Here is a 20,845-nt window from a genome sequence, read left to right as displayed (position 1 = left end):
GATGTTGCGATTAAAACGATCATTATTCAACAGGGCGGTGTTATGAGTGCTATCGCGCTTGGCATGATTATCTTCGCGTATTTGTGTGGCTCTATTTCCAGTGCAATCCTGGTGTGTCGGGTTGCTAAGCTACCAGATCCGCGTGAACATGGCTCCGGTAATCCCGGTGCGACCAACGTGCTGCGTATCGGTGGTCGAGCAGCCGCAGCAACAGTGCTGATTTTCGATGTGCTGAAAGGCATGTTACCCGTTTGGATTGCTTACCTGCTGCACGTTTCCCCGCTGTATCTTGGCTTGACCGCTATCGCTGCTTGTCTTGGTCACATCTATCCGGTCTTTTTCCATTTTAAAGGTGGCAAGGGCGTTGCTACTGCTTTTGGCGCCATCGCCCCTATCGGCTGGGATCTAACCGGTCTGATGACCGGTACTTGGTTGTTGACGGTGTTATTGAGTGGGTATTCATCTTTAGGCGCAATTATCAGTGCGCTAATTGCGCCCTTCTACGTCTGGTGGTTTAAACCTCAATTCACCTTCCCAGTCGCCATGCTCTCTTGCCTGATTTTGATGCGCCACCACGATAACATTCAACGTTTATGGCGCGGCAAGGAAAGTAAAATCTGGGATAAACTCAGAAAGAAAAAGCAGAAAACCCCGGCCGAAGAAGCCGCAGAGTTGGAAGAGAAAGAAGATTGATTCTCCTCAAAACGAGAATGACTGAACGGGAGCGAGGCAAGGCGCAAGGAATGAAAAAACGGCGTGGACTCTCATCCATGAGCATTTTGAATGACTGCGGCAACAGCGCCGCAGCCTCGCTCAGACTTTCGGCACCAATCTTAGAATGGCTGAGCGGGAGCGAGGCAAGGCGCAAGGAATTGAGAGAGCGGAGCATACATCAGTATGTGAGCATCACGAGATGACGCGGCAACACCGCCACAGCCCCACTCAGACTTTCGGCAACTCGGCTAACGGCCAGCGCGGCCTAACCGAAACACTCAACTCACTGCTCACACCACTTTTCAGCCTGATCAACCCAGCATAGGCGATCATTGCACCATTATCAGTACAAAACTCTGGCCGAGCATAGAATACTTCACCGCCCCGTTTTTGCATCATCTCCGCCAATTTTGAACGTAAAGTGCGGTTTGCACTGACACCACCGGCAATGACCAAACGTTTGAAGCCGGTCTTATCCAGCGCTCGTTTGGATTTAATCGCCAACGTATCAACCACTGCATCTTCAAATGCACGGGCAATATCAGCACGGGTCTGATCATCGGTACCGTTAGCACGGATAGTATTTGCGGCGAACGTTTTCAAACCAGAAAAACTGAAATCCAGTCCAGGGCGATCGGTCATTGGCCGCGGGAAAGTAAAACGACCCGCCGTACCCTGTTGTGCCATACGCGACAGCATCGGCCCCCCAGGATAGTCCAGGCCTAATAATTTTGCAGTTTTATCAAAGGCTTCACCTGCCGCATCATCGACAGATTCCCCTAATAGCAGATACTCACCAATACCGGTCACGCTGATTAGCTGAGTGTGACCACCAGAGACCAGCAGAGCGACAAACGGGAACTCTGGTGCGTTCTCTTCCAACATCGGTGCCAGTAGGTGGCCTTCCATATGGTGGACCGGCACCGCCGGAACCCCCCACGCAAATGCCAATGCGCGGCCGACTGTCGCCCCGACCAGCAATGCGCCAACCAAACCCGGGCCTGCGGTATACGCCACACCATCGATGTCTTTAGCGCTCAGATTGGCTTCTTTCAATGCTGCCTGAATCAGCGGTACAGTCTTGCGCACATGATCACGGGAAGCCAGCTCAGGCACTACACCGCCATAATCAGCATGCAATTTAACCTGACTGTACAGTTGGTTAGCTAACAGACCGGCTTTATCGTCATATACTGCAATACCGGTTTCATCGCAGGACGTTTCTATACCCAAAACTCGCATTACATTTCCCATCATTCACGTGCGGCCGATAGTTTAGCATAACAGCGCCGCCAGTCATGATCTCTGACGGTAAAGACGGCATTTTCACGCTTTGAGCACCTAAATGTTGTTGATAGTGGTCATATTTGAAAAGAGTGTTGATTAATTCGATCAACAGCCTTGTTTAGTATATAATCAGCGGCCGTCGCACTCTCGGCACCAACTTTCTTGTAAAGAACGAGGGCGACATCACAGGGGCGTGCCTGTTTCAATTTGCTGTGGTGCTTTACAAAGCAGCATCCATTGAAGTAAAATTCCGCACCATTTTGAGAAGGCTGGCGATTGGCCAGCAGCAAACCGATTTCTATTGAGGTGAGAGGCACATGCCGGTAATTAAAGTACGTGAAAACGAGCCATTCGACGTAGCTCTTCGTCGTTTCAAACGCTCTTGTGAAAAAGCGGGTGTTTTAGCTGAAGTTCGTCGTCGTGAGTTCTATGAAAAACCGACTACCGAACGTAAACGCGCTAAAGCTTCTGCTGTAAAACGTCACGCGAAGAAATTGGCTCGCGAAAACGCACGCCGCACTCGTCTGTATTAATTCTTCGGGGGTAACCCCACCGCGTAGTTTTTTATGTTCTAAGAACGCGCAGATCGAGTAGTTGCATACGAAGGCCGTGCTTTCCGAAAGGAATGCGCGGCTTGTTCTCGTTTATGGACTGACCGAATAGGGGCTTATGGCTGGACGAATTCCACGCGTATTTATCAATGACTTGCTAGCGCGCACCGACATCGTTGATCTTATCGACGCACGGGTAAAGCTGAAGAAGCAAGGCAAAAATTACCATGCGTGCTGTCCGTTCCATCATGAGAAAACACCCTCATTCACTGTTAACGGCGAAAAACAGTTTTATCACTGTTTCGGCTGTGGCGCACATGGTAACGCTGTTGATTTCCTGATGAATTACGACAGACTCGAATTTGTCGAAAGTATTGAGGAATTAGCCACCATGCATGGGCTGGAAGTGCCTTACGAGGCAGGAACCGGCACCACCCAGATCGAACGTCATCAACGACAAAGTCTCTATCAACTGATGGAAAGCCTTAGCGGATTCTATCAACAGTCACTCAACGGCTCGAATGCCAATCAGGCACGCGAATATCTTAAGCATCGCGGTTTGAGTGAAGAAATCATCCAACATTTTGCTATTGGTTTTGCCCCCCCAGGTTGGGACAATGCCTTAAAACGTTTTGGCCGTGATGGTGAGAGCCGTACTGCGCTGAACGATGCAGGAATGCTGGTGACTAATGATACAGGGCGGACTTACGATCGTTTTCGTGAGCGCGTCATGTTCCCTATCCGCGATAAACGTGGGCGGGTTATCGCTTTTGGCGGGCGAATTCTGGGTGACGGAGTGCCAAAGTATCTAAACTCCCCAGAAACAGAAATTTTTCATAAGGGCCGCCAGCTTTACGGCTTGTATGAAGCGCAAGTGAATCATCCCAATCCAACGCGTTTACTCGTGGTGGAAGGTTATATGGATGTGGTAGCACTCGCGCAATTTGGTATTGACTATGCCGTTGCCTCGTTGGGGACCGCGACCACTGCGGAGCATATTCAATTATTATTCCGTGCCACCGATAACGTAATTTGTTGTTACGACGGTGATCGGGCGGGCAGAGATGCGGCATGGCGAGCATTAGAAACGGCGCTGCCCTATCTAAATGATGGCCGTCAGCTACGCTTTATGTTTTTGCCCGATGGCGAAGACCCAGACACTCTGGTACGTAAAGAAGGGAAAGACGCATTTGAACAGCGGATGGAAGGGGCACAGCCACTCTCAACCTTTTTGTTTGAAACGTTGATGCCACAGGTGGATTTGAGCAGCCCCGACGGGCGCGCCAAGTTAAGCACTCTGGCACTACCTTTAATCAGTCAGGTACCCGGTGAGACATTACGTCTTTATCTGCGCCAGCAGCTCGGTAATAAGTTGGGCCTGCTCGATGATAGCCAGCTCGATAAGCTGATGCCAAAACAGGCTGAAAACACGAATACCTACCAACCGCCCCAGCTAAAACGCACAACCATGCGTATACTTATAGGGCTACTGGTACAAAACCCACAACTGGCTACACTTATTCCCTCACTACAGGGCGTCGAGCAAGCCAAGTTAGCCGGTTTACCGTTATTTATTGAGTTGGTTGAGACTTGTCTGGCTCAGCCAGGGCTGACAACCGGGCAGTTATTGGAACTGTATCGGGATAATAAATTCAGCCAACAGCTTGAAACTCTCGCAACATGGAACCACATGATTGTTGAGGACATGGTCGAACCGACTTTTGTCGACACGCTAACGAGCCTGTATGACTCCATCTTGGAGCAACGTCAGGAAACCCTGATAGCGCGTGACCGGACACATGGATTAAACGCCGAAGAACGTAAAGAGCTTTGGTCTTTGAATCTGGCATTAGCCAGAAAAAAATGAAACACCCAACGGCTTAATTGCCGATAAATGTGGGGGCGACTCCCTACAATATGCCGCCATAGCGGGCAGCGGCGACAAAAAAAGGCCCCAAATGCTATTGTTGGCGGTTTCGCCGACCGACACCAACCCAAATACTCTGAAGTGTGGATACCGTCTTATGGAGCAAAACCCGCAGTCACAGCTGAAGCTACTTGTCACCCGTGGTAAGGAGCAAGGCTATCTGACCTATGCTGAGGTCAATGACCATCTGCCGGAAGATATCGTCGATTCCGATCAGATCGAAGACATCATCCAGATGATTAATGACATGGGCATCCAAGTGCTGGAAGAAGCACCTGATGCCGATGATTTGATGCTGGCCGAGAACACCACTGATACCGACGATGACGCGGCAGAAGCTGCTGCGCAGGTGTTATCCAGTGTTGAATCCGAAATCGGGCGTACTACCGACCCGGTGCGTATGTACATGCGCGAAATGGGTACCGTTGAGCTATTAACACGTGAAGGCGAGATTGATATCGCCAAACGTATTGAAGACGGTATCAATCAGGTTCAGTGTTCAGTTGCTGAATACCCTGAAGCGATTACTTATCTGTTAGAACAATATGATCGCGTTGAAGCGGGTGAAGCCCGTTTATCTGACCTGATCAACGGCTTTGTTGATCCAAACGCCGAAGAAGATATTGCGCCGACGGCGACTCACGTTGGTTCTGAATTATCCACCGCAGAGATGGATGACGACGACGACGAAGATGAAGACGAAGACGAAGAAGAAGACGACAACAGCATCGATCCAGAGCTGGCACGCCAGAAATTCAGCGATTTGCGCGAGCAGTACGAAAACGCACGCATGGAAATCAAGAAAAATGGTCGTAGCCACGCCAATGCTGCTGCTGAAATTCTGAAGTTGTCTGAAGTGTTCAAACAGTTCCGCCTGGTACCGAAGCAATTCGACTATCTGGTCAACAACATGCGTACCATGATGGATCGCGTTCGTACTCAAGAACGTATCATCATGAAACTGTGTGTTGAGCAGTGCAAAATGCCGAAGAAAAACTTCGTTACTCTGTTTGCCAGCAATGAAACCAGTGATACCTGGTTTGCCGCAGCAATTGCGATGGGTAAACCCTGGTCTGAAAAACTGAAAGATGTCTCGGACGATGTTCAACGTAGCTTGCAGAAACTGCGCCAGATCGAAGAAGAAACCGGTCTGACAATTGAGCAAGTGAAAGACATCAACCGCCGTATGTCTATTGGTGAAGCGAAAGCGCGTCGTGCCAAGAAAGAAATGGTTGAGGCTAACCTGCGTTTGGTTATCTCTATTGCGAAAAAATACACCAACCGTGGTCTGCAATTCCTTGATTTAATTCAGGAAGGCAATATCGGTCTGATGAAAGCAGTAGATAAGTTCGAATACCGCCGTGGTTATAAGTTCTCAACTTACGCCACGTGGTGGATTCGTCAGGCCATTACCCGCTCTATCGCGGATCAGGCGCGTACCATCCGTATTCCGGTACATATGATTGAGACCATTAACAAACTCAACCGTATCTCACGCCAGATGCTGCAAGAGATGGGCCGTGAGCCAACACCGGAAGAACTGGCTGAACGCATGCTGATGCCGGAAGACAAGATCCGTAAAGTGCTGAAGATTGCCAAAGAGCCAATCTCAATGGAAACCCCGATCGGTGATGATGAAGATTCACATCTGGGCGATTTCATTGAAGATACCACTCTGGAACTGCCGCTGGACTCTGCAACATCAGAGAGCCTGCGCTCTGCCACCCACGATGTGTTAGCTGGCCTGACCGCTCGTGAAGCGAAAGTTCTGCGTATGCGTTTCGGTATCGATATGAACACTGACCACACCCTGGAAGAAGTGGGCAAACAGTTCGACGTAACCCGTGAACGTATTCGTCAGATTGAAGCCAAGGCATTGCGTAAATTGCGTCATCCAAGCCGCTCTGAAGTATTGCGCAGCTTCCTGGACGATTAATCGTTAGCGACAGCAGCAAACACACAAAAACCCCGGCGTGCCGGGGTTTTTCTTTTTGGTCCCAAACCACCGATTCTCAAGCCTGCATCCGCACGTAATTACCTGCTATGTGCGTAAAAAACCTTAATTTTGTGCATAAAACAGCCATCTGATTTATCAGCTCTAGACCGCAGTATAAAAACTACCGTATAATCAGCGCCCAAGTCTGGCCCCTTAGCTCAGTTGGTTAGAGCACGCGACTCATAATCGCTTGGTCACTGGTTCAAGTCCAGTAGGGGCCACCAAATTTTAGCTGTTAAATCAGTACATTAAGCCAACTTTCGAGTTGGCTTTTTTGTATCTGGTAACCTGTGTCGCAGCATTTTCTAGGGTGGGTTGCCATTCATGTACTAAAAATTTTATATCTTAGGCTTTGTTAGATTCACGCCATTCAGTAACCATTTCCTTGGTAACTTCTTTTTTATAGCAAATGGGGGAATAACCACCTGCCCGACTCCACGCGCTACGTTTTCCACAACTACTTCCATTGCTGGCAGAGTTAAAAGGACATGGGCAGTTGCCAGGGTACGACTCTATAGACTCGTTGATAATCATCTGTTTTACATGGTCATCAGATGAATTAGTCACTTTGGCGGAAGTAGGGAAAGAGAATAAAACAAACGCTAATGCCAGAATTGATATTGAATATTTCTTAGGGAAAAACATTATTTTGTACTTCCTTGTGAAAAGGAGAGTATTTGACTATCAGTAGAAATCCTTATTGATTTAGATTAATAAATCATCAATTTGATTATAAAATCCTTGGTTACACAAACATTAAAGTGACGCCGCGCTATATTTGCTCAACTCAATGAAGCATAACTGCACAATCTTGAATAGAGACTGTTGAATGGAATCTCACGGATACAATTACACTTTATCTGATTTTATCTGTCTCAGTGGCTAGCCAATTTAAACGAAAATTGTTCAATGCGGATTGGCTGGATATTCTAGTAGAAGAAGAGAAAAGCACCTTGAAATGGCGATAATGTCATCGATTCAGGTTATAGCAATTTACTCATCCCCCAAGCCTCTCGCTTTACCTAATTATCTTAAGATATATAGGTCATTGCTATTTTCTTGCCGAATATTCAATAGACAGTCCCTTCGTTGATGAAATGTTTTAGTCGGCTAAAATTCAACGCTACTTAACGACCTACAATAATTCTCGTACTATAAAATAGCCATCTAACTCTCCGCTATCGCCAATGTTGATACCGCGGCTTATAAAGATAAACGTCATCTTATGATTCGCCTGATGAATCATATTTATGTAGTTGATCAAATATTTATCGCCAATATTCAGGGAGTTCCCCACCGTTATACTGCGCTGAATACGGTTGAAACACCGCCTCTAGAGGTGCTGAATAACGCCTTTGCTATCAGTGATAATCGCTATCTCGAGTATCTTCACTCTCTGGTTGAACAACAATTGGATGAAATGATTAACTTCAAATTTGTCGATGGGGGAAAAGGGGCAATGAGTAGAAAAGAGATGTTTTCCCATGTTGAGCATCATGGTGCTTATCACCGAGGCGCGGTGGGGTGGCTGCTGTCTGAATGTGAGGTGACACCACCAAAAGATGTGCTAACCCTTTTCTTACGCGACACTTATCAGGCAGAGCAATAATCAATCCCAGAGGCAATTAAATACGTTATCAGTTGATAACGTATTCAGTATAAGAATGCTATGAATTGACCAATTACGTTCTTAAAGCATCAATGGCGGCAGTTGGCATCGATATTACGGATTTGAGACTATTTTCAATACGTTCAACAATTGCCACCCGCGGGCCAGCAAGCCAGCCGTCACTGCTGTAAAAACGTGCCTCAGCATTCACTAATGCCTCTTGACTGTCAAAGGCACGCATCAGGTAATAAGCATCTGGGTCGTGCAGCGATTGACCATAAGCGACGACGTCCATCCCCTCCCTGGCGTGCAAGGGAATGCTGATCTCTTGCATAATTCGGTGGAATTCCACACCACTACCTGGCTTCAATGTGTATTGCAGTATTTCCAGTATCCGAGAATCCATTTTGCCTTTCCTGTCATTAATATCCATTGAGATTATGTTTCCCGCCGCAGATACCTTCCTTACCGCTTAATCACTTTTCCCCGATGGCATTCGCTGGCATCCAATACCTTACCTTTTTGTGAGGATACTGTCAGCTTACTGATGGGATGCCCACTCTGATTATCAACTAAAATAGAGTGCTTTTCGCCAACAGCAAACAAGTGATCTTCGCCCCATTGGCGCAAGCTGACCACAATAGGGAATAATTGGCGGCCTTTATCCGTCAACACATATTCATGGTAAGCACTGCCATCAGAGGCCGGGACTATCATCAGAATGCCGTGTTCAACCAACTCACGCAGGCGACCCGCCAAGATATTTTTTGCCAAGCCAAGGTTATTCCGAAATTCACCAAAACGGCGGATCCCATCAAAAGCATCACGAATTATCATGAGTGACCAGCGATCCCCCAAAACCTTAAGCGCTCTGGCAACCGGGCATTCTTCTGCCCCTATCTGGCCTTCACTCGTTTTAGTCATTCTTTTACTCCGATCATTTGCTGGATAAACTGGTTGCATATTAAAACCACCTCTGTTAAAAATCAATTAAGTGGTTTCAAATAAAAACCAGAAAGGCATCAGGTATTTTTATGTCCATCAGAAAAGAATCAGCAAAGAGTCGCACCCGGCGATTACCACAAACAGCTCTGGCACCACACCTCACATCAATAGTGGTGCCACTCTTGGCGATGGTATCCGCCATGGCGGTCGCCAATGTCTATTTTGCTCAGCCCCTACTCGATACAATGGCAACGGATCTTAACGTTAGTCCGTCGGCGATCGGTCTGGTGGTTACTCTGACGCAGGCAGGGTATGCCTTGGGGCTGATATTCATTGTGCCTTTGGGTGATCTGTGGGATCGCCGAAAATTAATTATCGGGCAGTTATTGTTATCTGCTGTGGCATTGATTTCGGTTAGCCTTGCCCCCACTTTTTCACTACTTTTGGTGGCGATGCTGATTATCGGCCTGATGGCTGTCGTGGTACAGGTGATTGTGGCTTTTGCTGCGGCACTGGCTCCAGAGCAACAAAGAGGCAAAATAGTGGGTAAAATCACCAGCGGTATCGTGTTGGGGATTCTACTCGCGCGCTTTATCTCAGGTACGATGGCCGACTTTGCCGGTTGGCGTTCCGTCTATTTTTGCTCCGCAGCAGTGATGCTATTGATGGTTATTATGCTTTATCGCATTATCCCACCCGTTGCCAAACCGGCTGTATCGTCATATCGGCAGCTACTGCTGTCGCTGTGGGGGTTATTTACCCGTGAGCGCGAGTTGCGTGTACGGTCTACTCTGGCCTTACTGATATTTATGGCTTTTAGTGTGCTGTGGACCGCAATGGTGTTACCACTCAGCAGCCCGCCATACGTATTATCGCCTAGTCAGGTAGGTTTATTTGGGCTGGCAGGTATCGCTGGCGCATTCGCCGCCGCTCATGCGGGGCAGTTGGCAGATCGAGGGTTGGGAGTGAAAACAACGCAAGTCGCCTTGGCGTTACTACTGCTCTCCTGGCTGCCGATCGCTTTTTTGCCTCATTCACTCTGGTGGCTGGTTATCGGTGTCGTGATATTAGATTTTGCCGTTCAGGCGGTGCATGTAACCAATCAGACCATCATATTGGCGCTACGTCCTGATGCCCAAAGCCGCCTGGTTGCTGGCTATATGTTGTTCTATTCCATCGGTAGCGCCATCGGAGCTATCAGTGCAACGATGGTATATGCGAATGCGGGATGGTCAGGTGTTTGTATTCTGGGGGGGATGATAAGTGCCACTGCAATGCTATTTGCACATCTGGCGTACAGGAAATATTCCACAGTATAATTAGTTGAATATCATTGATTTTATTTATACATCTATTGTTCGACCTATACTCATGATAGTTATCGATAACCTAGTTCAGACTATACAGGAGTCATCGTCATGCTGAATATAGATCGGAAATACCTTATGAGCCTTGATGAAAGTACCTTAAAAAAACAACGGATTATCATGCGGGTCATCGCAATCCTGCTATTACTGGGCGGGATCTTTTGCCTTATTAACCCACTGGCCTCCAGCGTTGTTCTCAGCAAAATTATTGGTGCCCTACTGCTACTCAGTGGGATTGCAATGATCGTGGGTATGGTAACCAACCGTTCCCATAATCTTTGGCCAATGGTGACCGGTATTTTACTCGGCATCGCATATATTGTGATGGGTTATGTATTTATTACCAATCCAGCAATAGGGATGATAAGTCTGGCAGTGGTGCTGGCGGTGCTGTTTGCCTTTGGTGGAGTGATGCGGTTGATAACCGGTTTTAGAACATGGGGAATGCCGGGGGCATGGCTACAAATCTTGCTCGGCGTCTTGGATCTGATTATTACCTATCTATTGGTGAGTGCTGGCCCACTGATGTCGATCACCATGGTTACGACTCTGGTCGGGATTGAGATGCTATTTAGTTCATTTAGCTGCTTTATGGTCGCTGGTTTATATAAACAGAATTAATAACACATTATTCGCAGCGGTATCCTGAATTGCGATACCGCTGTCCTGGAAATATTCTCATGTTCGCTACTGATTATCACTACTCAGTTTGTGAACTGCCACTGTGAAATAACAACAACCGACTAATTCTCTCACCCTAGGTAGGCTGCGTGAAACTAACTGATTTTTTAATTGCTCTATGCATTACCGCAATTTGGGGGGCTAATTTTTCGGTAATAAAACTTGGCCTGATTGCCGCAGACCCGCTTATTTTAGCCGGGATTCGCTTCACGCTCTGCGCCCTACCCGCAGTCCTTTTTATCAAAAAGCCTGATACTTCATGGCGATACATAATAGGTTACGGCCTACTGTTTGGTATCGGTTTATGGGGTATCGTCAATCTGGGTATTAAAGCGGGTGTCTCAGCGGGAATCGCTTCGTTAGTGCTGCAATTCGGCGCGTTCTTCACCATGATCCTTGGCGCATTGCTGTTTCGCGAAAAACTCTCAAGATATCAATGTATTGGTATCGCCGTTGCGCTCTTAGGGCTTATCAGTATTATTTTCATCAGTGATGGTTCTGTCACGCCTACTGGCCTGATATTGGTATTGTGCGGTGCAGTGGTATGGGGGCTGGTGAGTATTATAATTAAAAAAGCCAATACCAAACAGGTTTTTGCCTTTCTAGTTTGGTCGAGCCTATTTTCCCCTATCCCACTATTTCTACTGAGCTATTTATTTAATGGCTCCAGCGGTTTTACTGAGTTAGCCACCCAGTTCGATGTAACCACGCTGTTCTCTATTCTATTTCAGGTCTATCCCAATACGCTGTTTGCCTATTGGATTTGGAATTCATTACTGACCAAATACCCGGTTTCCGTTGTCGCGCCATTATCGCTGCTAGTCCCGATTTTTGGCCTGCTAGGTTCCGTGATGATTTTTAGTGAAAGCATTCCCGCCGCGAAAATTGTCGCGATGATACTGATTATCAGTGGGCTGATTATCGGCCTCTACGGTAGGCGGCTTATCGGCTTGCTACAGAGGAAATTCTCAATGGCTCCCTAGTTTTGCTGCCACCCAGTAAAATGGCCTGACTGAAGGTGCTATAGTCAGCTTTTATACTCCGACGAGAGCTATTATGTCCCGCAGCCAGCGTCTGCTTGACCTGATTCAAGTGCTACGCCGCCATCGCTATCCCGTAACAGGTGCTGCGTTGGCGGAGGAACTGGCTATCAGTGTGCGGACACTTTATCGCGATATTGCCACCCTACAACAGCAAGGCGCTGATATTGCAGGCGAACCCGGTCTGGGCTATGTGCTGCGCCCAGGTTTTATGCTGCCGCCCTTGATGTTCTCCGAAGAAGAGATAGAAGCACTGGTATTAGGGTCGCGCTGGGTCAGCCATCGTGGAGATACCCATCTGAGTGCCGCTGCCCGTAATGCTTTGGCGAAAATCGCAGCGGTTTTACCTACAGATTTACGTGACGAATTAGATGCCTCGACACTGCTCATCGGCCCTGTCGGCCATATGCCTGACTGTGAACTGGCGCTACCGGTATTGCGCCGCGCAATCCGTGCCGAGCGCAAAGTGGATATTACCTATCAAGACCTGAAAGGGGCTAACTCATGTCGCCGCATCTGGCCTTTTGCTATCGGTTTTTTTGAACAGGTGCGCGTAGTGGTGGCCTGGTGTGAGCTACGCCAAACCATCCGTAACTTTCGCGCGGATCGAATAAGCGCTATTTCTCTTACGGATCAACGCTATCCTCAGCGCCGACAGCTGTTGCTAAAACAGTGGCGGGAAGCGGAAGGCATCGATGATCAGTCGCTGCTGTCGACACCACCAAAACCGTAGTTTTTTATTGTCACTACAAATCAATAATCACTACTGACAGAAACTGTCAGTATGCCCCGCTAGGATAGAACCCAGTTAAGCGATATTCGGTTAACAAAAAAACTATCCATTTGATTAGATACCTAAAGTATTTGGAATTTCAGGTAGGCCGGTCGAGCACCGATTTGGGCGCTGCAATTTCAAGTACCAAAGGGATAAGGGGAAAAACCATGGCAGATCCGAATTTCATTATTCTTTATGTTGATAGCCCGGCCAACAGCGCGACGTTTTATGGTGACTTGCTGGCAAAGGCACCGGTAGAACTTCACCCAACCTTTGCCATGTTTGCACTGGATTCAGGGGTAATGCTGGGCTTATGGTCAAAACATACGGTTGAACCGGCGGCGACAGCCACGGGCGGTGGCGGTGAAGTGGCTTTTGCTCTGGCCGATAAAGCGGCGGTGCAATCGTTATATAATGACTGGCAACAACGCGGCTTACCTATTTTGCAACAACCATTACAGATGGATTTCGGCTATACCTTTGTGGCTTTAGATCCTGATGGTCATCGTTTGCGGGTTTTTGGTGACTGATTAATAGCCAAGTTATAAATAGCCATCGCGAGAAACGAAGGGGATATACTTTATAGGTATAATTCCTTCGTTTAATACTTCATGTTACTGCCCCTTCCCTGATGTCATATTCATGACGGCTATCACAATCAGCACACTGCGATTTCCCAAGTTGCACAGCACCGTCTAAATTTGAATAAAAAATCTCATCCGACCACTTGCTGCATTCGGCCAGAGCGGCAGAGACATAACAATAACGGTTTGGTGATATTGCGCAGATTTACGTTGCTGCAATATAGCCAGAGTGCACCCGATGGAGACTGCAATGTTAGCTTACCCTCACCTGCTCGCGCCCCTTGATCTTGGCTTTACTACCCTGAAAAATCGCGTATTAATGGGTTCGATGCATACCGGGCTAGAGGAATTACCCGATGGACCTCAACGTTTGGCCGCATTCTATGCTGAGCGGGCCGCCGGTGGTGTCGCCCTGATTGTCACCGGGGGTATCGCCCCCAATAAGCAAGGCGTGGTGTATCAGGGGGCCTCAGTATTAAATGATGCGGCGCAAGTCCCCCATCATCAAATCGTGACGGATGCAGTACATCAGGCGGGCGGTAAGATCGCGCTGCAAATCCTACATGCCGGCCGTTACAGCTATCAGAAACACCCCGTGGCTCCTTCCGCATTGCAAGCGCCGATTAACCCCTTTACCCCACAGGCATTGAGTAGTGATGAAGTACGGCAAACTATTGCCGACTTTGCCAACTGTGCACAGCTTGCCAAACAAGCGGGTTACGATGGTGTCGAGGTGATGGGATCTGAGGGCTATTTGATTAACCAGTTCCTCGCCGCCAGAACTAATCAGCGCGATGATGACTGGGGCGGGGACTTTACTCGCAGAATGCGCTTTGCCGTAGAAATTGTGCGGGCAGTCCGTGAGGCGACCGGAACTGATTTTATACTGATTTACCGCCTTTCGATGCTTGACCTGGTGGAAGAAGGTTCCAGTTGGCAAGAAATTGAACAATTGGCGCAGGCGGTTGAACAGGCCGGTGCCACCCTGATTAATACTGGCATTGGTTGGCATGAAGCACGTATTCCCACTATCGCTACCATGGTGCCACGGGCCGGATTCAGTTGGGTGACGCGCAAATTGATGGGGGCAGTGGCTATTCCGCTGATCACCACTAACCGCATTAATGACCCTGCTGTTGCTGAGCAGGTACTGGTTGATGGTTGCGCGGATATGGTGTCAATGGCGCGCCCGTTCCTCGCTGATGCGGCGTTTGTCCAAAAAGCAGCACAACATCGGGCCGACGAAATTAACACCTGTATCGGCTGCAATCAGGCCTGTCTGGACCAGATTTTCGAAGGCAAACTCACTTCATGCTTAGTCAACCCTCGCGCGTGCCGTGAAAGCGAAATGCCCATACTCCCCACAGAAACACCAAAACGGTTAGCCGTCGTCGGTTCCGGGCCGGCCGGACTGGCTTTCGCCGTTACCGCTGCCAGCCGTGGTCATCAAGTGACGCTATTTGATGCTGCAACAGATATCGGTGGCCAATTCAACATTGCCAAGCAGATCCCAGGTAAGGAAGAATTTTATGAAACGCTGCGCTATTTCCGCCGTCAGTTGGTGCTCCATGGTGTTATTCAGCAGCTAAATACCTCGGTACAGCCACAGCAGTTGGCTGATTTTGATGAAATTATCCTCGCCTGTGGTATCCAGCCACGCCTGCCAGCTATCAAGGGGATTGAGCATCCGAAAGTCCTTACTTATCTGGATGTATTGCGCGATAAAAAACCGGTCGGTGAGCGCGTGGCCATTATTGGTGCGGGGGGAATTGGTTTTGATACCGCCGAATACCTCAGCCAATCCGGTGATTCCAGCAGTCTGGACAGTGCTGCATTCAGTCGCGAATGGGGCATCGATCAACATTTGGCACATCGTGGCGGATTATCCCCGACGGGGTCCAAAGTGCATCCGTCACCTCGACAGATTTTCTTGTTACAACGGAAAACCAGTAAAGTGGGTGAAGGCTTGGGTAAAACCACCGGTTGGATCCACCGTACCAGCCTGGCGATGCGTGGGGTGAAAATGCTTAACAGTGTGAGTTACGACAGCATTGATGATGAAGGTTTGCATATCACCCGTGCAGAACAGGCGAGCTGTTTACCCGTCGATACCATCATTATCTGTGCGGGCCAGGAACCGCGTAGGGAATTACATCAGCCCTTGCTGGATATGGGAAAAACCGTGCATTTGATTGGTGGCGCGGATATCGCCGCTGAGCTGGATGCACGCCGGGCAATTGATCAAGGGACGCGTCTGGCGCTGGTTATATAAGCAGGAATAAGCAAAACAGGGGGTGGCATGACCCCCCTGCGGCTTCAAGCAGGGAATACCCAAAGTAAGTGGAGTCGCAGGTAGGCAGCAAGTGAACAAACCCCGATGAGCTTACATAAGTAAGTGATTCGAGTGAGTGAACATAGCTAACACCCCTGCGGCTTCAAGTACGAAGGGTATTTAGAAATCGCTATACGACATATCAAGACTGCCGCTACCACCACCCTCGGAACGGGATGATGCCGTTTTCACTGCTTTCAGCACCATAAATTTCTGGTTTGAATCTAATGTTTCGCAGTTACCGAACAAACGTTTAAGTTTGTGGAAATAGTCCAGATGGCGATTACCCACAATCATCAGTTCCCCCTCCACCTTCAGACAACGTTTAGCATCACAGAACATCTGCCAGGCCACATGGTCACTGACCGCATGCTGTTGGTGGAACGGAGGGTTACATAGCACCAGTTGCAGGCTCTCACGCTCAACACCGGCCAAACCATGGCTTACCATGAATTCACAGCGTGGTAAGTCTTGTGGGCGGTTATAGGTGATATTCAGCTCACTGGATGCAACGGCCATATAGGACTCATCGACAAACAGCATTTCTGCCAATGGATTTTGTTCCAATGCAATTAAACCGACGACACCATTACCACAACCCAGATCCGCGATTTTGCCCGCCACATCATACGGCAGGATCTCCATAAAGAAGCGCGCACCGATATCCAAATTATTGCGAGAGAAAACGTTAGCATGGTTATGGATGACATATTCGGTATTCGCCAGCGGCCAATCGGTGGTTTCCGGCGCATCTGCCAGTGGAATATCTGCCACTTCGCAGTGAATCAGGCGGGATTTCTTCCACGCCAGCGTGGTTTTGGTCGGGCCAAGAATTTTTTCGAACAATTGCAAAGTTGAATTATGCACATCGCGGGATTTCGCCCCAGCAATAATCACCGTATCTGGGGCTACGACCAGGCGCAATGCGCGTAATTGCTGCTCCAACAGCGCCAAAGCTTTAGGGATCTTAATCACCACCAGCTTAGGAGCGGCGGGTAACGCATCAATACTGCTTAATAGGGTAACGGCATTTTCATCTAACTGATTTAACTGCACGTTATGCGTCGTCGCCAACTGGCTCATATAAGAGTCACTGACACTGAATGGACGATAAGCATGTAAAGCGCAGGCCAGCGTTCCAAACTGATCATTAAATACCAGCACCGGGCGGCCATCAATTTGGCTTAAGTCAATGTTTTGTAGCAGATATTCATCTGCTGCTTCCCACGCCTGTAGGGTATTGGAATTTTCTTGTGGTGGAAAACGCTCAAGCTCAAGGCTTTGCGTTCCCAGTAAGAGTTGGCTCATCACCGCTCCTGAATAATAAATTTGGGCTGTTTATCCCCTAAAACGGGCGATCAGTAAAATGTTTTTTTGCTTAAATGACATTTTAGCAAGGCCAAAGCTAGCTAAAAGGCAGAAATGCCAGAGGCATGACCTGATAAGCAATCTGACCAATAGCTCAACATAGCTTAATCAATGGCGTATTTTACCCTGATACCAATCATTACCAAAGCTTACTTTCATGTTAACTCATTATCAAATGACTCAAATTCTTTTGGCTCAATATAAAATACCCAACCAGACGAACTTAAACAGTTTATTAATTATATATTATTATTTATTCACATAACAAATTAAATAATTAATATATCATTATTTAATTAAATCGCATCAAAAATTATATTTATTTTAACCAAATTCAAATGCAACACATTGAGAGGAAACCAATGTTTGTCGTTGGAAAATAATATATCTCGTCATTGATAAATTTTTAACATTAATTACCAGGAAGGTAAATAAAAAATGTATATGTCAAATATTACTCAGCCCGATAGTGGCAAAGAAACACTGCAACCTACTGACGCCCATTTATCACCTTATCGTATAACGCCTTGTGCTAAAGCTATTGGCGCTCTGTTATTAGTATTGGGTAGCACAACTGCCTGGGCTGATAGTAAAGATAGTTTACTCGATGAAGTAGGTGCTGTATTTACTGAAGCCAGCGATCTCTTCCAGGCGATAAAACCCGTTGCTGCTAAAGTGCTCTCCCCAGAGCCTATTGCTCAAAAACAACAGCAGCTACAAGAGAGAAAAAAACCGAAAGCAGGCATCAATATCCCACGAGCGGATATCGTAGACAATATAGCTAAATCAACACTTGTCATTGGCCACAATCCGCAAGCCGGTAGCTATCTTGCCAACCAAATGGCTGCACAACAGATGTTTATTACTGACGACCTACAGCATCGCCAAGGAGAAACTCCCTACATTGACCCAATGACGGGCGAGCAAAAAGTTACCGGCATGTGGTTAAACACCAATGGGGCGATAACCCGCTTTAGCTCCGGTCAGGACCAACTCCACACCAAAGGCACCCGCTATTCAACTCAATTAGGGGGCGAAATAAGCCAATGGAGCAGCGGTGAACATGATCTAGGAATTCTGGGAATAACTGCCGGTATCGGTAAAGCCAGCAGTCGTAGCAATTCCACCACATCTCAGCATCAAGCTAATGGGTCTGTAGTTGGCTATAACTTAGGGTTATATAGCGTCTGGCATGCCAACAACATCAGTCAACTTGGGCCTTATATTGGTTTACTTGCACAATACGGAATGTTTAATAATCAGGTTAAGGCACCAGAAGTCGTCACCGGTGCGAATTATAAGTCTTATATATTCACCTCGGCGTTAGAAACAGGTTACAAAATTCAATTAATCGAAAAAGAGAAGGCTAAGTTATTTGTACAACCGCAGGCGAAAGTATTGTTGCAACGTAGCAGTGGGCTGCAACATAAAGAACTCACCGGGCCACAGATAAAGATAGAAGAGCACAATACGGTTACGACCAAATTAGGATTACTTACAACGCTAGAACTTGGCACTGATACTTTATCTACTACTAACACCTTAAAAATCAAACCGTTCATTGAAACTAATTGGATAAATAGCAACGGGAATAAAGGGCTATTACTGGATGATGCCCATATTACACCGCAAGGAATTAACAACATTGCTGAGTTGAAACTAGGTGTTGAGGGCAAGTTCAATAACAACCTTAAGCTATGGAGCCACCTTGGTCAGCAGTTAGGTAAGCACAATTACTCAGATACCCAAGCGACTTTGGGTATCAATTACCAATTTTAAATTAGTTAGATACTAATTTCTTAACGAAAAACCAGTACCAGCAAAGTGTAACGTGATGCTGGTACTGATACTTTTTATTTAAGTCATTAGATTTGGCCCAACTGCACAATAGGATTTTGTCTAAACGATGGGAAAACGTTATTATCGGCCCATATCAGCCATCAATTGATTGACTAACTTAGCCAGAGCAAATACATATGCAGGAACTGACTTATCTGCAAGGTTATTCCGAAAACTTACAGTCTCAGGTACGCCAACTCATCACCGAGCAGCGTCTGGGGAATGTATTACGTCAGCGCTATCCACAATCCCATGATTACAATACGGATAAGATGTTGTATCAATACACGGTTGATTTAAAAAACCAGTATCTACGCAACGCTCAGCCGTTAAGTAAAGTGGCCTACGACAGTAAAATTCAGGTGATGAAGCATGCTCTCGGCCTGCATACCGCAATTTCCAGGGTGCAAGGTGGCAAATTGAAAGCAAAAGCAGAGATTCGGGTCGCCACTGTGTTTAAAAACGCGCCAGAAGCCTTCCTAAAAATGATAGTGGTTCATGAATTGGCGCATTTGAAAGAGAAAGATCACAACAAAGCATTCTATAGTTTGTGCTGCCATATGGAGCCGCAATATCATCAGTTAGAGTTTGACACTCGCCTCTATCTGACTCATTTGGATCTGTTTGGTGCGATTTATTAGTATTTGATTTACAAAGCCATACCGAATAGATTTCAAGGGGCAGACAGGCGGCAAGCAAGTGAACATAGCGCCCCCTGTAACGTCAAGTACGAAGGGAATTCGCCAAGAAAATCTCCCTGTGGGTGTAACCATCTGGCGGTTCAACGTGTTTTTCTTCTGTAGTAACGGAGTTCACTATGATTCGCTTCGCTGTTATTGGCACTAATTGGATCACCGCACGCTTTGTTGATGCCGCCCACGAAAGTGGCAAGATGAAACTGGTTGCCGTTTACTCCCGTAAGCTGGAACAGGCCCAAGAGTTTGGCGATGATTACAACGTTACTGACTGCTTTGATAATCTGGAAGCCTTGGCGACGAGTGACCAGATTGATGCGGTGTATATTGCCAGCCCGAACTCCCTACATTATCCCCAGGCAAGATTGTTCCTCAGCCATAAAAAACACGTTATTTGCGAGAAATCGCTGGCATCAAATCTGGCTGAAGTCGAAGCGCTGGTTGCCTGTGCCCGCGAACATCAGGTCGTGCTATTTGAAGCTTTTAAAACTGCCTATCTGCCTAACTTTATTCAGTTAAAGCAGGCACTGCCCAAGGTGGGAAAATTACGTAAAGTCACCATTAACTTCTGCCAATATTCATCACGTTACCAGCGCTACCTGAACGGCGAAAATCCCAACACCTTTAACCCGGCCTTTTCTAATGGCTCAATCATGGATATTGGTTACTACTGTTTGGCTAGCGCACTGGCATTATGGGGCGAGCCGAAATCAGTACTGGCCAGCGCCAGTTTGCTCCCCAGTGGGGTCGATGCCCACGGCACCGTCTGTATGAATTATGGCGATTTTGATGTGGTTCTCATCCATTCAAAAGTCAGCCAATCAGATATCCCCAGTGAAATTCAGGGGGAGGATGGTTCGCTGATTATTGAAAGTATCTCTGAATGTCTGTCTATCGCCTTTACCCCAAGAGGGGGCCATTCGGTGGATCTGACGCTGCCACAGCATATTAATACTATGCTGTATGAAGCTGAGGTTTTTGCCAATTTGGTGGAAAATGCGCAGGTAGAACACGCTGGTTTGCAGTTGTCGTTGCTCACCTCGCGTATTCAAACAGATATTCGCCGCCAGACTGGGGTTATTTTCCCAGCCGATACCCAGCCACCGGCTGTAAGTTAATTTACTTTCAATGATTG

The 20,845-nt window shown here is 47.4% G+C and carries 19 protein-coding genes and 1 tRNA gene; 15 read left to right on the top strand and 5 right to left on the bottom strand.

Going from position 1 to position 20,845, the window contains the following annotated elements; all coding sequences use genetic code 11:
- The first annotated feature begins 42 nt into the window (after positions 1-42).
- Entirely contained in the window at positions 43-693 is a 651-nt protein-coding gene (gene plsY, locus V2A84_RS21820) for a glycerol-3-phosphate 1-O-acyltransferase PlsY (protein WP_032911234.1), read from the top strand.
- 249 nt (positions 694-942) lie between these two features.
- Here plsY and tsaD read toward each other — a convergent pair whose 3' ends face one another.
- Positions 943-1,956: a tRNA (adenosine(37)-N6)-threonylcarbamoyltransferase complex transferase subunit TsaD gene (tsaD, locus tag V2A84_RS21815; RefSeq protein WP_083162364.1), complete on the bottom strand. Its 1,014-nt coding sequence runs from the start codon at positions 1,954-1,956 to the stop codon at positions 943-945.
- A 362-nt stretch (positions 1,957-2,318) separates the two neighbouring features.
- On the opposite strand from tsaD, the gene rpsU reads away from it, so the two are divergent.
- The 4 genes from rpsU to V2A84_RS21795 all read left to right on the top strand — a co-directional run bounded on the left by rpsU (position 2,319) and on the right by V2A84_RS21795 (position 6,699).
- Positions 2,319-2,534, top strand: a complete 216-nt coding sequence (gene rpsU, locus V2A84_RS21810) for a 30S ribosomal protein S21 (RefSeq protein ID WP_001144069.1) — start codon at positions 2,319-2,321, stop codon at positions 2,532-2,534.
- Positions 2,535-2,670: 136 nt separating this feature from the next.
- On the top strand, positions 2,671-4,419 hold the full coding sequence (gene dnaG, locus V2A84_RS21805) for a DNA primase (RefSeq protein WP_083162362.1): 1,749 nt from the start codon (positions 2,671-2,673) through the stop codon (positions 4,417-4,419).
- A gap of 157 nt (positions 4,420-4,576) precedes the next feature.
- Complete coding sequence (gene rpoD / locus V2A84_RS21800) at positions 4,577-6,415, top strand: RNA polymerase sigma factor RpoD (protein ID WP_005190373.1); 1,839 nt, start codon at positions 4,577-4,579, stop codon at positions 6,413-6,415.
- A gap of 207 nt (positions 6,416-6,622) precedes the next feature.
- A tRNA-Ile gene (locus V2A84_RS21795) sits at positions 6,623-6,699 on the top strand.
- Positions 6,700-6,820: 121 nt separating this feature from the next.
- Here the strand turns inward: V2A84_RS21795 and V2A84_RS21790 are convergent.
- On the bottom strand, positions 6,821-7,120 hold the full coding sequence (locus V2A84_RS21790) for a hypothetical protein (RefSeq protein WP_083162358.1): 300 nt from the start codon (positions 7,118-7,120) through the stop codon (positions 6,821-6,823).
- 535 nt (positions 7,121-7,655) lie between these two features.
- Between V2A84_RS21790 and V2A84_RS21785 the strand changes: the two genes are divergently transcribed.
- Positions 7,656-8,084 (top strand): DinB family protein, encoded by a 429-nt coding sequence (locus tag V2A84_RS21785; protein ID WP_442849144.1) that lies wholly within the window; start codon positions 7,656-7,658, stop codon positions 8,082-8,084.
- Positions 8,085-8,157: 73 nt separating this feature from the next.
- Here the strand turns inward: V2A84_RS21785 and V2A84_RS21780 are convergent, their stop codons facing one another.
- Both V2A84_RS21780 and V2A84_RS21775 read right to left on the bottom strand, forming a co-directional pair.
- A complete protein-coding gene (locus V2A84_RS21780) occupies positions 8,158-8,490 on the bottom strand; it encodes an NIPSNAP family protein (RefSeq protein ID WP_083162354.1) in 333 nt (110 codons plus the stop codon).
- Between the two features lie 59 nt (positions 8,491-8,549).
- The gene (locus V2A84_RS21775; protein ID WP_083162352.1) at positions 8,550-9,008 is read right to left on the bottom strand and encodes a winged helix-turn-helix transcriptional regulator; all 459 of its coding nucleotides are present in this window, start codon (positions 9,006-9,008) and stop codon (positions 8,550-8,552) included.
- A gap of 110 nt (positions 9,009-9,118) precedes the next feature.
- Between V2A84_RS21775 and V2A84_RS21770 the strand changes: the two genes are divergently transcribed.
- From V2A84_RS21770 to V2A84_RS21745, 6 genes are all read left to right on the top strand, one after another.
- On the top strand, positions 9,119-10,348 hold the full coding sequence (locus V2A84_RS21770; RefSeq protein ID WP_102970529.1) for an MFS transporter: 1,230 nt from the start codon (positions 9,119-9,121) through the stop codon (positions 10,346-10,348).
- A 99-nt stretch (positions 10,349-10,447) separates the two neighbouring features.
- Positions 10,448-11,017 (top strand): HdeD family acid-resistance protein, encoded by a 570-nt coding sequence (locus V2A84_RS21765; RefSeq protein ID WP_050086691.1) that lies wholly within the window; start codon positions 10,448-10,450, stop codon positions 11,015-11,017.
- A gap of 149 nt (positions 11,018-11,166) precedes the next feature.
- Entirely contained in the window at positions 11,167-12,060 is an 894-nt protein-coding gene (locus V2A84_RS21760) for an EamA family transporter (protein ID WP_372569682.1), read from the top strand.
- 73 nt (positions 12,061-12,133) lie between these two features.
- On the top strand, positions 12,134-12,850 hold the full coding sequence (locus V2A84_RS21755; RefSeq protein WP_083162348.1) for a helix-turn-helix transcriptional regulator: 717 nt from the start codon (positions 12,134-12,136) through the stop codon (positions 12,848-12,850).
- A gap of 209 nt (positions 12,851-13,059) precedes the next feature.
- Positions 13,060-13,422 carry a VOC family protein gene (locus V2A84_RS21750; RefSeq protein WP_005190478.1) on the top strand — a complete coding sequence of 121 codons (363 nt, stop codon included), beginning with the start codon at positions 13,060-13,062 and terminating at the stop codon, positions 13,420-13,422.
- Between the two features lie 304 nt (positions 13,423-13,726).
- Entirely contained in the window at positions 13,727-15,748 is a 2,022-nt protein-coding gene (locus tag V2A84_RS21745) for an oxidoreductase (RefSeq protein WP_442847503.1), read from the top strand.
- Between the two features lie 180 nt (positions 15,749-15,928).
- On the opposite strand, the gene rlmG is transcribed toward V2A84_RS21745, so the two are convergent.
- A complete protein-coding gene (gene rlmG, locus V2A84_RS21740) occupies positions 15,929-17,116 on the bottom strand; it encodes a 23S rRNA (guanine(1835)-N(2))-methyltransferase RlmG (protein ID WP_442849055.1) in 1,188 nt (395 codons plus the stop codon).
- Positions 17,117-17,614: 498 nt separating this feature from the next.
- Here rlmG and V2A84_RS21735 point away from each other — a divergent pair, with 498 nt between their 5' ends.
- From V2A84_RS21735 to V2A84_RS21725, 3 genes are all read left to right on the top strand, one after another.
- Positions 17,615-18,955 carry an autotransporter outer membrane beta-barrel domain-containing protein gene (locus V2A84_RS21735; RefSeq protein ID WP_083162344.1) on the top strand — a complete coding sequence of 447 codons (1,341 nt, stop codon included), beginning with the start codon at positions 17,615-17,617 and terminating at the stop codon, positions 18,953-18,955.
- A gap of 197 nt (positions 18,956-19,152) precedes the next feature.
- Positions 19,153-19,656 (top strand): M48 metallopeptidase family protein, encoded by a 504-nt coding sequence (locus tag V2A84_RS21730; protein ID WP_083162342.1) that lies wholly within the window; start codon positions 19,153-19,155, stop codon positions 19,654-19,656.
- A 176-nt stretch (positions 19,657-19,832) separates the two neighbouring features.
- Positions 19,833-20,828, top strand: a complete 996-nt coding sequence (locus V2A84_RS21725) for a Gfo/Idh/MocA family protein (RefSeq protein ID WP_083162340.1) — start codon at positions 19,833-19,835, stop codon at positions 20,826-20,828.
- The last annotated feature ends 17 nt before the right edge of the window (positions 20,829-20,845 follow it).

It is taken from the genome of Yersinia sp. 2553 StPb PI (genome assembly GCF_052217105.1).
GTDB lineage: Bacteria > Pseudomonadota > Gammaproteobacteria > Enterobacterales > Enterobacteriaceae > Yersinia > Yersinia enterocolitica_E.
Note: the sequence above shows the minus strand (reverse complement) of the source record. Positions and strands in the feature narration are given on the sequence as shown.

Coding starts and splice junctions, on each gene's coding strand:
- rpoD (WP_005190373.1), top strand. CDS start 4,577: ATGGAGCAAAACCCGCAGTCACAGCTGAAGCTACTTGTCACCCGTGGT.
- V2A84_RS21725 (WP_083162340.1), top strand. CDS start 19,833: ATGATTCGCTTCGCTGTTATTGGCACTAATTGGATCACCGCACGCTTT.
- V2A84_RS21730 (WP_083162342.1), top strand. CDS start 19,153: ATGCAGGAACTGACTTATCTGCAAGGTTATTCCGAAAACTTACAGTCT.
- V2A84_RS21755 (WP_083162348.1), top strand. CDS start 12,134: ATGTCCCGCAGCCAGCGTCTGCTTGACCTGATTCAAGTGCTACGCCGC.
- V2A84_RS21780 (WP_083162354.1), bottom strand. CDS start 8,490: ATGGATTCTCGGATACTGGAAATACTGCAATACACATTGAAGCCAGGT.
- V2A84_RS21745 (WP_442847503.1), top strand. CDS start 13,727: ATGTTAGCTTACCCTCACCTGCTCGCGCCCCTTGATCTTGGCTTTACT.
- tsaD (WP_083162364.1), bottom strand. CDS start 1,956: ATGCGAGTTTTGGGTATAGAAACGTCCTGCGATGAAACCGGTATTGCA.
- V2A84_RS21770 (WP_102970529.1), top strand. CDS start 9,119: ATGTCCATCAGAAAAGAATCAGCAAAGAGTCGCACCCGGCGATTACCA.
- rpsU (WP_001144069.1), top strand. CDS start 2,319: ATGCCGGTAATTAAAGTACGTGAAAACGAGCCATTCGACGTAGCTCTT.
- V2A84_RS21790 (WP_083162358.1), bottom strand. CDS start 7,120: ATGTTTTTCCCTAAGAAATATTCAATATCAATTCTGGCATTAGCGTTT.
- rlmG (WP_442849055.1), bottom strand. CDS start 17,116: ATGAGCCAACTCTTACTGGGAACGCAAAGCCTTGAGCTTGAGCGTTTT.
- dnaG (WP_083162362.1), top strand. CDS start 2,671: ATGGCTGGACGAATTCCACGCGTATTTATCAATGACTTGCTAGCGCGC.
- V2A84_RS21765 (WP_050086691.1), top strand. CDS start 10,448: ATGCTGAATATAGATCGGAAATACCTTATGAGCCTTGATGAAAGTACC.
- plsY (WP_032911234.1), top strand. CDS start 43: ATGAGTGCTATCGCGCTTGGCATGATTATCTTCGCGTATTTGTGTGGC.
- V2A84_RS21735 (WP_083162344.1), top strand. CDS start 17,615: ATGTATATGTCAAATATTACTCAGCCCGATAGTGGCAAAGAAACACTG.
- V2A84_RS21775 (WP_083162352.1), bottom strand. CDS start 9,008: ATGACTAAAACGAGTGAAGGCCAGATAGGGGCAGAAGAATGCCCGGTT.
- V2A84_RS21750 (WP_005190478.1), top strand. CDS start 13,060: ATGGCAGATCCGAATTTCATTATTCTTTATGTTGATAGCCCGGCCAAC.